Here is a 12,236-nt window from a genome sequence, read left to right as displayed (position 1 = left end):
AAAACCAGGCAACTACCTGGCCTTTCTCGGACTGGCAGCCGCTCTCTGCTGCTACAAACGATTCCTCAAACTGACCATGTAGGACACGGTCTTAGGCCCGCCCCTCTGCCTCGCCGGGAAGCATGCGCAGAGAGGGTGGGCAGTTTTGCTTTTACCGCCTTCATAGTGGCCAGCTCGCAGGGAGCACGCAAAGGGCCCACCGAGCTTGAGAGACGCCGACCTTGTGTCACTTCTCAAGACGCCCGACCAAGGCGAAGTAACGATCAGCGCATACAGAAACCTGCTGCGACCTGCCTCTATCGGTTTCCCACTTCGCCTAGTTTGTCATATAGAATAGCGCCATAAATAACAGGATCTCGCCACCAAACGTGAAGAAAACACGGCAGAGATCGCAAAACGGTTTGGCCGAAATTCAGCTACTCAATGGCTTGAATCTTTTTCTCATTAGCCAACCGGCGGCCGAACCACCCACCTCACCCACCACTCACCCCGGCTCCCATCCCGTTCGCCTTCGACCCACACGTCGTGGAGCAGTCGCGGCCCAGGGCGTCAAGGTGGAGCGTGCCACTGTACGAACGACCTTGACGCCCTGGGCCGCGACCGCTCGGCTCTGCCTGGGTCGAAGATGGTCGGGATGGGAGCCCCACGACGCTCGCCCCGCTCCGGCCGGCACTCGCGAACGGCGCCCCTCCCATCCCGGAGTCTGAGCACCCCCGCCGGAGGCATCCTCTTGAAGCCGCGGGCTCGGTTCTCGTCTCATGCCCTACGGGCCTATCCACTGCGGGCGCGCGTCGACGGCGGCAGCGCCGAGCGGGCCGGAGGCAGGAGCGCGGGCGCAGCCAGAGCCGGGAAGCGCGCCCGGCGGAGCGGAGCGCAGCCGGGTGCCTTGATGAGGTAGAGGAACTTGATGAGGTAGAGGAACTTGTAACACCCGAGCCAGCACCCCATCTGCTCCGGCCCGGCCGCTCAGCGGAAGGTTTGGCCCGTGCCTCGTTCAATCCTGCGCACGCCTCTGCCAACACCAGACGATTCACTGCTGATCCGTCAGAGCAATGAGCATCGTGCTTCCCGTGGCTCCTTTCCTGACGTGCCACGCTGCGCACACATCTCATATGCGTCAATGTGACGCGAACTTGCCTGATACACAGTCGCTGCGCCCGCATCTCTGCGATGCTGAAGCCTGATCGAGAGGGGCCGCAGCGATGCAGTGGAAGATCCACGGGGAACGTCCGATCTACGAGAACAGCTGGGTGAACCTGTGGCTCACCGACGTCGAGACCCCGGACGGGAACCGCTGGGAGCACCACGTCGTCAAGCTCCGCCACTTGGCCGTGGCCGCCGTCGTCAACGAGCGCCGCGAGATCCTGATGATGTGGCGACACCGCTTCATCACCGACGCCTGGGCGTGGGAACTCCCCATGGGCCTGGTCGAGGAAGGCGAGACGCCCGCAGAAGCGGCAGCCCGCGAGGTGCTGGAAGAAACCGGCTGGCAGCCCGGCCCGATCAAACCGGTGATCTACGCCGAGCCGGCAAACGGCATCACCGACTCCCAGCACCACGTCTTCCGGGCCGATGGGGCGACGTACGAAGGACCGCCGACCGAGAAGAACGAGTCGGACCGGATCGAGTGGATCCCGCTGGCCGACGTGCGGGGCATGATCGACCGGCGCGAGATCGTCAGCAGCGGTTCTCTCGTCGGGCTGCTCTACGTCCTTATGGACGAGGCGATCCGCTGACCTGGCGGGGCAGCACTTCACGGAGCCGGGACTCGAACGCCACCGCGGCCGGAGCCCGACGGAAGGGCTCCAGCTGTTCGTAGAACTCCCGCAGGTGGCCGACGACTCGTTGCGAGCTGACGGCCGCTGCCGGGGCGAGGGCGTCCCTAGCTGTGTGGCATGCCTCGTCGAGTTTGCCGCGTTGGAGCTGGGTGCGGGCGAGCCAGAAGGCGTGAAAAGCGCGGCCTCGGTGGTTCGATGCGTGCTCGCGGCGTAGCGCGTCTGCGATGAGAGGTTCGGCGAGGGCGGCTTCGCCCAGGCGGCCGTGCGCGATGCCGGTGTCCACGATCAGCTTCGTCTCGTCGAAGTAGGCGACCCAGGCCGGGTCCGGATCACTGGTGCTAATCCGGCCGAACTGGGTGTGGGCTTCCGAGATCGCGGTGTGGGTCGCGCTGTGGTTGCCGAGGGTGGCGTGGGCGAAGGCTTCGCGCATCGCGAGCATGGCCAGCACGCGCGGTGTCGCCCCCACGACCGCTCGGGTCTGGTCCTGGGCAGCCGTAACCAGGGCGAGGGCGTCGCCGGGCTTGTCCTGGTAGGTGGCCTGGAGGCTCATGCAGGCAAGGACGTTGGCCATGAACTGACGGTCGTCGATGGCCTTGGCCAGGCCGAGGGACTCGGTGAAGTAGGCGCGTGCCTGGTTGTACTGGCGGGCGTCGAAGTAGGTCCATCCGGTGAGCCTGGCCAGTTCGGCCGCGATGCTGTGCAGGCCGTCCCATAAAGGAGCTGACCGCTGTTCCTTGAGCAGGTCGACGACGTAGCGGAGCTGACCGACGACGGCCGGCCGTAAGATCTCGCCGCCGTGTTCGTCGTCCCGGCGCCAGTAGTCCGCGATCGACGAGTGCAACGCATCCAGCGTCGACGCGCTGAGGTCCCGCTCGGCCGCCAGGGCGAGGATGCTGTCGACGTCCGCCCCCGGCAGTCCGGTGGCAGGCGGCTCGACGGCTGGGGTCGGTACCTCGGCCGGTTCGCGGGGTGTGACCGTCAGGCTGGGCGGGGTCTCCCAAGAGCGTCGGGCGAGGCCGAGCATGTTCCCGGGAATGCGTAGCCCGTCTGAGATCCGTTCGATCACATCCATGTGCAGCAACTGCCGCCTTCCGGCGATCACTTCGCCCACGCGGCTCGGGGTCAGGTCGCAGCGGCGCGCAATTATCGACGGATAGATGCCCGCTCGTGCCTTGACCAGCCGGAAGATGCGGCCGAAGTCTCTGGACTGGCATGCCTCGATCATTACCGGGTCCGTGAGCAGGCTGACCGGGAGTTCCTTCGAGCGGGATTGCTCGGACATCGGGCACGCTCCGGCATGAGGACTACGGATTGCTGCACTTGGTCAACCAAGCGTGATGTTACCCAAGTTGGGTAAACCGCTGGGCCTTTCTGGCCGGGCCCGTGGATCGCGATGCTCGTGACCATGGCGAACGGACAGGACGACGTACGGATGACGTTGCGGATTTCCCGTGACTCCGGCCAGACGTGGGGACCTCTCACGGAGGTACGCGTGGGCGAGGACCCGGTGGTCCCGGAGAACCCGGGACGCTACCCGCCGTGCCTCTGCCCCCGGTGCTCGCAGCAGGAACGGAATGCCGTCGCGTCCTTCCGGATGGTGTCGTGATGCGTTGCGCGCACTGGCGCCGGGGGCCCCTCGACCTGGCAAGGGAAGCACGGGAGAAGTCGGCCGCCACGTACATCGACAGGGCGGTGCAGTGCCAGCTGTCCGCGCACGACGAGGGTGAGCACTTCGGTCTCCTCACTGACGCCGGCGCGTACGGGACCGCGCTGTGGCTCCGCTGGCACGGGGCGGACGAGGCGGAACTTGTCGTACTGCCGGACTGCCCGGTGGCCGCCCCGGGTCCTGACGGTGAGGGCTGCTGTCTGTTTGCCGACCACGCCAAACAGCACACCTGGGAAGACGCCCTGGAGGAGGTCGCGTGCACCAACTGATCGCGAGCCCGCCCAAGACCCGGCGCTCTCGCTCGCCTCGCAATGAACGGTGCGGGGACTGCGGTGGCAGCGGCGCCAACTCGTGCGGCAAGACCTGCGGCACCTGTAACGGGCTGGGCGAGATCCACTGCCGCGCCAGCCGCCAGGCGTCCCATGCGCTGTCCCGCTCCGTGATCCGAAAGGAGGGCAACCGATGGCCCACGCTCTGATCGCCTCCCCGTTCCTCGACGGGCACCTTCTCCTCAAGCCGGGAGCAAGGGCCGGCGCCCGAATCTCCGCCGACCACTTCGAGGGCCTGCGCCAGGCCGCCACCGACGGCGAGTCGCTTCCCACCTGGGCGGTGCAGACTGCCGCCGACGTGTGGGGCCTGGACCTGGGCGGCCAAACCGCGCAGGGCACCGTTCTGGTGCGCGATCCGTCTCCATACGGCTACTGCCGGGCCTCCTGGGAGATCAACCTCGGCTGCAACTTCGGCTGCAAGCACTGCTACCTCGGCGAGCGGCCCTTCTCCGGCCTCGGGTGGGACGACAAGGTGCGGCTGCTGGACATCATGCGCGAGGCCGGTGTCCTCTGGCTCCAAATCACCGGCGGCGAGCCAACCATGGACCCTCACTTCCAGGGCGCCTACCGGTACGCCTGGCAGGCCGGGATGATGCTCACCATCTCCACCAACGGCTCATTGCTCTGGCGGCCGGACCTCCTCAAGCTCTTCCGCGACTCCCCGCCCTACCGCCTGGTGGTCAGCATGTACGGGGCGAGCGAAGAGTCCTTCGACACCCTCACCCAGCGCCGTGGGGCTTGGAAGGCGTTCCGGCGCGGCATCGACGCCGCACGCGAGGCGGGGCTCCCGCTGCGCATCAACGTCGTGGTCACCGAGGACAACGCCTCCGAGGCCGACGAGATGGCCGCCCTCGCCGACGCGTGGAACGTCGAGAACCACGCGTACACGAACATGACGCCCACCATCTACGGCGGCGGAGAGCCGCTCCTCGCCCAGTCCGCCGCCCACCTGCGCCAGCGCAAGCCGTTCGCCGGCTGCAACGCGGGACACACCTTCTTCCACGCCAACCCCCACGCCAAGGTCTCGATCTGCAAGGTCGGCCGCGACGACCAGATCGACCTCATGGCCGAAGGCATCGACGGCCTCACCCGGCTCGGCGCCATCGCCGACCGCCTCATGCTTCGCACCGGTGGGTGCGAGGGCTGCGCCCTGTCCGGCACCTGCCGGGTCTGCCGCCCCCTGGCCAAGCACTACCAGGAGGCCAACGCGCCGCTGCACAGCTACTGCCAGCACGGAGACAAGGAGAACACCTCATGATTCCGCCCGTACCCGTGACCATCCTCCCCACCCCGCCGACCTCGGCCCGCCGCGCGGCACCGCCCGTCGCAACCGCATCCATTACCGCCGTCCAGGACCTCGACGTGATCGTGGAAAGCGCGGAGTGCTCCTGCGACGCCGGTGACGACAACCCCCACTGACCGACACGATCCCACCAACTCCCGTCAGGCCTCGGCGTACTCGCGTCGGGGCCTGAGCCCTGACCGGCTCACCGCTAGGGTGCCGCTCATGTTCTTCCGCTGGGACTGGCTCCGGCCCCAACTGACCGCACCGATCGTGCCGACCCTCGGCCCCGTCCACCCCGACGCCCTGTCCGCCAACCTCTTCGAGGACGTCCTGCGAGCGGCCGACACCGGGGACTTCCTGCCTTACGACAAGGACCGGCGCTGGGGCGGCGAGAAGGACGAGAAAGTCCTTCGCGAGGACGTGGTGCACCAGCCCGACCGCACCCTCGTCCCCACCCTGGCCCGGCGCGGACGCGGCACCGTCAAGGTCTACGCCTACGGGCCCCGTGACAGCGTCGTGGACGAGGCCGCCGAACTGGCCGCCAAACTCGCCACCGTGGATGACGCGGCGGGCGCCCGGGTCGTACGCCCCCTCGGCCCCGAGACCACACACCCGCGCGGCACCCGCATCCAGCTCAAGGACTGCACCACCGGCCCCTGCCCCGCCCCGGACGGCCCGGTCCGCCCCGTCACCGCCTGGTCGACCGCCGTGCAGAACACCTTCGCCCCGTTCGCCGAGGCCATGGCGGACGATGGCCTGGTCTTCCTCCACACCCAGATGCAGGCCGGCCGGTGCGGCCCCGTCCTCGCCACAGCCATCGAGGACCGCATCGTCGGCGCGATCGGCCCCATGGGAATGCTCCCCGATGCCATCGGACGCCCCCAGCTCATGCCCCAATACTTCGCCGTCCTCCCCGAAGCCCGAGGACGAGGCCTGGGACGCATCCTGTGGCGGGCCGCCATGCACTGGGGCCAGAGCCACGGCGCCGCCTACCAGCTGCTCCAGACCGAGATCGACGGCCCCTCAGACCGGCTATGCCGAGCCGAAGGACTGACATCCCTCGGCTTCACCCACACCACTCAGGCGTGACTGCGGGGGGTACGACTCGATGGCCACCACGGGCCGCCACGGTTGCTGCGCTTCGCTGCTGTACGGGCAACGCGAGAGGCCCCCAGAATTTCTCCTGGGGGCCTCCGGCCTGCTGTGCACTCGGCAGGATTCGAACCTGCAACCTTCTGATCCGTAGTCAGATGCTCTATCCGTTAAGCTACGAGTGCTTGGCGTTCCGGGCTTTTTCTTCCCGGTCGGCGTTGCGAGAACAACATTACATGACCTGCGCCGTGACGCGAAATCCATTAGCCGCACCACTGCTGAGCTGCGGAAACGGTCTCCCGAGGTCCTGTCTGGGGCCCGTCCCGACCCCTCCCCGTTCCGACCGTGACGCGCCCCCCGCGACCCGCGCCCCGGAACGACCGAAGCCCCGTGCCAGGGGCACGGGGCTTCGGGATGGGGCGGAGGCGGAGGGATTTGAACCCTCGATGGGCTTTAAGACCCAAACCGCATTAGCAGTGCGGCGCCATAGACCGGACTAGGCGACGCCTCCTCCACACGCCTCGCGCGGACGCGAGTGGTGCGTGCAGATGATGACACAGTCGAACGTCGTGCCACCAATCGCCGCCAACGTTACTAGGCCTCCGGGGGCCAGGGCAAAGTAGTTCGGCGTGGTGGCGCAACGTCCGGGCGCGGTGCGCGTTAGAGAGGGGTGGGGGCCCCGGTCTCCGTCAGTCGTCGTCGCCCGTCAGTCGTCCGCCAGCCGTGGCGCCGGGGCGGGTCCGTGATCGTCCGTGACCGCCGCCCGTGGCCGACCGTGCTGCAGAGATCCTGGAGCTTCCGCATGCTGCGCCGTCTCGCCCTCACCGCCGTCGTCTCGCTCGCCGCCCTCGCCACCGCCGTGCCGGCGTCCACCGCCCTCGCCTCCGGGTCCGCCCCCGCCGAGTCCGCGTTCTCCGGGTCCGGGTCCGCCGCTCCGGTGCCCTCCGCCGTGCCCACCTCCGGGCCGTTCGCCGAGGCGCGGCCCGCCCTCGGCCCGCTGCCCATGCCCCTCCCGCTGCCCGGATTCCTGGACGGCGGGGGCGGGACGGGCCCGGGTGAGGCCGACGAAGTGCTGACCCGGCTCACCGTGAGCGTGCAGAACTCCGGGGTTCCCGGGGCCGACGGCACGTTCGAGCTGGAGTGCGGGCCCACCGGGGGCAGCCACCCGCAGGGGCAGGCCGCATGTGACCGGCTGGCGGAGGCCGGGGCCACCCGGGCCGGGCGGCAGGAGCTGTTCCGGGAGACCCCCGAGGGCACGATGTGCACGATGATCCACGGCGGTGACGCCACCGCGCGCATCGTCGGCACCTGGGAGGGCCGGGCCGTGGACACCACCGCCAGCCGCCGCGACGGATGCGAGATCGCGCGCTGGAACAGCCTCGTGCCGGTGCTCCCGGACGTCCGATAGCCCGTCGGTGGCGGCGGTAAAGGCGTTCGCTCCAGCGAAGGGGCAGGGGCCCTCCCGGGGCCCGCGAGGACCCGGGAGGACCCGGCCGCGCCATGCGTCCGCGCACGTCACAGGGTGTGCGGACGCTCACGTCATGGGCCCGCGGCGTACACCGCGCGCACAGAACCTTGGTGAGAGCTCCCCCTCATCCGCCGCCCCCGGGGCCTCCCCTGGCCTTAGACTCCTCCAGTGACAGTCTGCGGCCCGAGGGGCAAGATGGGGCCCGCTGTCGGCAAGGTGCGGTAATCAGGGAGGAAGCGTCGTCGTGAGCAGCAGGCCATCCCGAGGCACTGCTCGCCTCGCAGCCATACTCGATGCCCTTCCTGACGGGCTTCTGCTCGTCAATTGCAATGGCACGGTCGTCAACGCCAACGCCATCGCCCTCGAAATGTTCGAGACCCCGGGCACCGCCCTCGTCGGTCGCGGACTGCTCGATCTGCTGCCGGAGTTCGACTCCAAGCTGATCCCGGGGTCGATGCGACGGCCCGAGGCTGCGGACGAGCAGGGCAGGACCAAGCCCACGCGGATGACCGCGCGGCGCACCGACGGCCACGAGTATCCGGTCGAGGTCACCAGCGCGAGCCTCGACAGCGGGCAGGCCGCGTACAACGACATCCACTCCAGTTACACCGGCGACGAGCTGCTCATGATCGTCGTACGGGACCTCTCCGGCACCGTCGACACCGAGGCCGAGCTGGCCCGTTCGCAGCGCCAGACCGAGATGATCCTGCGGGCCGCCTCCGAGGGCGTCGTCGGCACCGACACCGACGGGCGCGTCGTCCTCGTCAACCCCGCCGCCGCGCAGATCCTCGGCTTCCGGGCCAGCGACCTCGGCGGCCAGGAGCTGCACCCGCTGATCCTGCACTCGCGGGCGGACGGCGACCCGTTCCCGTACGAGGACTCCCCCCTCGCCGACACCCTCAAGTCCGGGCGCAAGCACCGGGTGCGCGGGCAGGTGCTGTGGTCCAAGAGCGGCGCGCAGGTGCCGGTGGATCTGACGACCGCGCCGGTACGCGACGGGGACCAGCTCGTCGGCGCGGTGATGACGTTCACCGACCGCCGGCCGCACGAGGAGCTGTCCGCCCAGCACAAGAGCGTCGTCGCCGAGCTGACCACGAGCCACTCCGCCGAGGTCACCGCGCTCAAGGAGGCGCACGCCGCCGAACTGGAGGCGCTGGAGGATGCCCACGCCGCCCAGCTCGCCGACCGCAGCGAGCGGTACGCCGCCGAGATCGAGGGCCAGGCCGAGCTGCTCGCCTCCCTGGGCGCCCAGCACTCCCAGCTCACCGCCGTCCTCGGCGATTCGCTGCGCGGCCCCCTGGAGGAGCTGCGCGGCGAGCTGTCCATGCTCGCCTCCGACCCGGCCGGGCAGCTGTGGCCCGAGGCCAACCAGATCCTGCACCACCTCGCCGCCGGGTACGCCCGGATGACCACGCTCGTCGACAACGTGCTGGGCTACCAGCGCCTGGACGCGGGGGTGGAGGGGCTGCTGAAGGCCCCCGCGATGATCGAGGGGATCGTCACGGGCGGGATCGACGGGGCGGTCGAGCTGATCGGCCCCGGGCGCGCCCAGTTCGCCGTGCACGCCCCGCCGATCGAGGCCGAGGTCGACGCGCGCCGGCTCGCGACCGCCATCGCCCATCTCGTCGCGGACGTCTGCGGTGTCGACTCGACCGGCAAGACCCGGGCCGTCCCCGGGGGCGGCTACGTCGACTCCACCGTGGTCGTGGCCGCCGCCCAGCGCGGTGACGTCGTCCGTATCGAAGTGCGCGGGCCGTTCGCCGGGGGCGACCCGGTGCACGAGCCGATCGTGCGCGGCATCGTCCGGGCGCACGGCGGGGTCCTCCAGACGCACGAGATGCCGGGCATGAACGGCAGCGCGTACGTCCTCGACGTGCCCATCGGCGCGGCGTCAGGCACGATCGCGCCCCCGGAGGCGGACGGAAACGGTCTGCTGCCGGAGCCCGCCGCCCCCATGTCCTCGTCGTCGCCGGAAGGCCTCGGCGCGCCGGGCGTGACCAGCGGCGGTCGGCGGCGGGCCCGTAGGTCCTCCACCGACGCGTTCCTGGACAGCCCCGGCGGTACGCCCGAGGGCGCCGACGACAGCATGGCCGGGTCCGCCGCTCCCGCTTCCGTTCCCGGCGACCGGCCGGCCGCCGAGCCGACCGGGCGGCGGCGGGCGCGCCGTGGACCGGCCGCGCCCGAGGAGCAGCAGGTCCCCGAGCTGATTCCGGCCCAGCAGGGTGAGGGTTCCGGGCGGCGGCGCGGCCGGCCCAGCCCGGCCGACGCGGCCCCGGGCACGGTTCCGGGAGACGCCGGGGCCACCCCGCAGGGACAACAGCCTCCGGCACCGCAGCGGGGGGCTCTGGCCCTGACCTCGGCCCCGTCCGCGCCCTCGGAGGGGTCCGTCGTCACCGCGGCCGAGAACGCCCAGGGCGGCGGTCGTCCGCAGCTCGGGCAGACCGTGCCGCCCCAGGGTGTCCCGGTGGACCCGCAGCAGCCCGTTCCGCCCACCGGACGGCGGGCCCGCCGGGAGGGCGGAACCGGCGCCCCCGCCCTCCCCGCCCTCGCGTCCGGAAGCGGCGGCAACGGCGGCAACGGCAGTAACGGCAGTAACGGCAACGGTCACCCCGGTCCCGAGCAGTCCCAGCAGCCCGGAGGCCGGCGGGCCCGGCGTGCGCTGGCCGCCGCCCAGGAGCGCACCGCCGCCGATGCCGGTCCGCGTACCGCCTTCGCCCTGCCGCCGGCCGACGCGGACCGCGCGCCGCTCGCCCCCGGCACCCCGCCGGGCCCCGGCGACGACGCGAGCGCCCACCACACGCGGACCGCACCGGAGGCCGGCCACACGCCTCCCCAGGCGCATCCCGTCGCCCCGGTGCACAACGGCCCCCAGGTGGACGGGCCCTCCCGACCGGACGCCTCGGGGCAGGGAACCCCGGAGCCAGGAACCGCCGAGCCCGGAGCCACGGGGCCGGGAACCACAGGGCCCGGAACCAACGGACATGGCGCCTCGGGACAGGGCACCTCGGGACAGGGCCTCCCGCTCGCCGCCGATGCACAGCATGCCCCCGGACCGTACGGCGGCGGCCTCCCGCAGGCTCCGGGCCCGGCGCCGGAGAGCGGCGCCTGGGGCGACGCCGGGCAGACCGCCCACACCATCGGCGTCGCGGCCGTCACCGGTCCCGGGGCACACCCGGCCGACCGTGACGCGGGCGTCCCGGCCACGGACGCGCGGCGGCAGCCTCTGCCCGCCGAGGAGCCGATGCCGGACGGGAGCAACCCCGACTCGACGCAGGGCCGGGCCTTCAGCGTGCGCACGCTGGGCCAGGGCGTGCCGTTCGCCCAGCACCTCGCGCATCAGCAGAACCAGCCGCACCAGAGTCTCGGCGGGGCCGGCCGGCGTCGCAAGCTCGCCGCGCCGCCGGAGGGCGACCGCGCCCCGGCCCGGACCGCCGTGGGCCCGCAGGCGCAGCCCCAGCAGGACCGGCCGGGCACCGCCGCCCCCATGCCCGCTCCCACGCCCGGCGCGGGATCGGGAGCGGGAGCTGATCAGCCTCAGCCCTCGTCCCAGCCCCAGCCCCAGCAGCCGTTGCGGCCCCAGGGACCGGCACAGGAGCCCGGGGTGCCGGGCCAGCCAGGCCCGTCGGGTTCTTCGGGCCCGTCAGGTCCGTCGGCCCAGGTCGGCGGCGGCCCCGGCACCGCCTACGGCGAGGGGCAGCTGCTCGCGCCGCCCGTCGCGGAGGGACGCGCGTACGCCATAGGGGCGCCCGACGAGGGCGCCGAAGGTCCGGAGCCGCTGGACGGGCCCGGGGGCGCGGTCGAGGTCGCCAACCGGCCGCACCCGCACCCCGTCGACGACGAGCTGCCGCCCGAACCACTCGACAACCCGCGCCGGCTGCTGGTCTGGCCCGCCCCCGACGTACCGACGCAGCAGGCGCTCAGCGACCGGGGCTACCGGCCGGTGATCGTGAACTCCCGCGAGGAGGTCGACGCCCAGATCGCCGCGTTCCCCGCCGCGCTCTTCGTCGACCCGCTGACCGGTCCCATCACCCGGACCGCGTTGCAGTCGCTGCGCCAGGCGGCCGTCGCGGCCGAGGTCCCGGTGCTGGTCACGGCCGGTCTGGGGCAGGCGACCCGGGAAGCGGCGTACGGAGCCGACCCGGCCGTCCTGCTCAAGGCGCTGGCCCCGCGCGACAGCGAACAACATCCCTCGCGGGTGCTCCTGATCGAGGAGCACGAGGAGATCGCGGTGGCGCTGACGCAGACCCTGGAGCGGCGCGGGATGCAGGTGGCGCGCGCCGCGGCGGACAGCGAGGCCGTCGACCTGGCGGGCCGGATGCGGCCGAACCTCGTGGTGATGGACCTGATGCAGGTACGCCGCCGCCGCGCCGGGATCATCGACTGGCTGCGGGCCAACGGGCAGCTGAACCGCACCCCGCTGGTCGTCTACACCTCGGCCGGGATGGACCCTGCGGAGCTGCCGCGGCTCGGATCGGGCGAAACCGTTCTCTTCCTGGCGGAACGGTCGACCAGCGACGAGGTCCAGTCGCGGATCGTCGACCTGCTGGCGAAGATCGGCACCAACTGACCAACGAGCCGTGCACGACAGGGCGGGGGCGGTACGGGAATCCCGTACCTG

General features: G+C 71.2%; 8 protein-coding genes and 2 tRNA genes. 7 read left to right on the top strand and 3 right to left on the bottom strand.

Annotation, left to right across the window (positions count from 1 at the left end; all coding sequences use genetic code 11):
- Positions 1 to 1,202: 1,202 nt before the first annotated feature.
- On the top strand, positions 1,203 to 1,736 hold the full coding sequence (locus tag ACFWM7_RS27570) for an NUDIX hydrolase (RefSeq protein WP_383265314.1): 534 nt from the start codon (positions 1,203 to 1,205) through the stop codon (positions 1,734 to 1,736).
- Here ACFWM7_RS27570 and ACFWM7_RS27565 read toward each other — a convergent pair.
- Positions 1,714 to 3,060, bottom strand: coding sequence for a hypothetical protein (locus tag ACFWM7_RS27565; protein WP_383265311.1), 1,347 nt, complete (start codon positions 3,058 to 3,060; stop codon positions 1,714 to 1,716). The genes ACFWM7_RS27570 and ACFWM7_RS27565 overlap by 23 nt on opposite strands.
- 323 nt (positions 3,061 to 3,383) lie before the next feature.
- Between ACFWM7_RS27565 and ACFWM7_RS27560 the strand changes: the two genes are divergently transcribed.
- From ACFWM7_RS27560 to ACFWM7_RS27545, 4 genes are all read left to right on the top strand, one after another.
- Positions 3,384 to 3,713 carry a hypothetical protein gene (locus ACFWM7_RS27560; protein ID WP_383265310.1) on the top strand — a complete coding sequence of 110 codons (330 nt, stop codon included), beginning with the start codon at positions 3,384 to 3,386 and terminating at the stop codon, positions 3,711 to 3,713.
- Between the two features lie 193 nt (positions 3,714 to 3,906).
- Positions 3,907 to 5,031 carry a radical SAM protein gene (locus ACFWM7_RS27555; protein ID WP_383265307.1) on the top strand — a complete coding sequence of 375 codons (1,125 nt, stop codon included), beginning with the start codon at positions 3,907 to 3,909 and terminating at the stop codon, positions 5,029 to 5,031.
- Positions 5,028 to 5,192 carry a hypothetical protein gene (locus tag ACFWM7_RS27550; RefSeq protein ID WP_383265305.1) on the top strand — a complete coding sequence of 55 codons (165 nt, stop codon included), beginning with the start codon at positions 5,028 to 5,030 and terminating at the stop codon, positions 5,190 to 5,192. Before ACFWM7_RS27555 ends, ACFWM7_RS27550 begins: the two co-directional genes overlap by 4 nt.
- Before the next feature lie 88 nt (positions 5,193 to 5,280).
- Positions 5,281 to 6,147, top strand: coding sequence for a GNAT family N-acetyltransferase (locus tag ACFWM7_RS27545; RefSeq protein ID WP_383265302.1), 867 nt, complete (start codon positions 5,281 to 5,283; stop codon positions 6,145 to 6,147).
- Positions 6,148 to 6,262: 115 nt separating this feature from the next.
- Here the strand turns inward: ACFWM7_RS27545 and ACFWM7_RS27540 are convergent.
- Both ACFWM7_RS27540 and ACFWM7_RS27535 read right to left on the bottom strand, forming a co-directional pair.
- Positions 6,263 to 6,335, bottom strand: a tRNA-Arg gene (locus tag ACFWM7_RS27540).
- A 235-nt stretch (positions 6,336 to 6,570) separates the two neighbouring features.
- Positions 6,571 to 6,661 (bottom strand) — tRNA-Ser (locus tag ACFWM7_RS27535).
- A 291-nt stretch (positions 6,662 to 6,952) separates the two neighbouring features.
- Here ACFWM7_RS27535 and ACFWM7_RS27530 point away from each other — a divergent pair.
- Positions 6,953 to 7,558, top strand: a complete 606-nt coding sequence (locus ACFWM7_RS27530; protein WP_383265300.1) for an SSI family serine proteinase inhibitor — start codon at positions 6,953 to 6,955, stop codon at positions 7,556 to 7,558.
- Between the two features lie 304 nt (positions 7,559 to 7,862).
- Positions 7,863 to 12,185: a PAS domain-containing protein gene (locus tag ACFWM7_RS27525; RefSeq protein WP_383265297.1), complete on the top strand. Its 4,323-nt coding sequence runs from the start codon at positions 7,863 to 7,865 to the stop codon at positions 12,183 to 12,185.
- Positions 12,186 to 12,236: the final 51 nt, after the last annotated feature.

This window comes from Streptomyces sp. NPDC058375 (genome assembly GCF_042723425.1).
GTDB classification, from domain to species: domain Bacteria; phylum Actinomycetota; class Actinomycetes; order Streptomycetales; family Streptomycetaceae; genus Streptomyces; species Streptomyces durocortorensis.
Note: the sequence above shows the minus strand (reverse complement) of the source record. Positions and strands in the feature narration are given on the sequence as shown.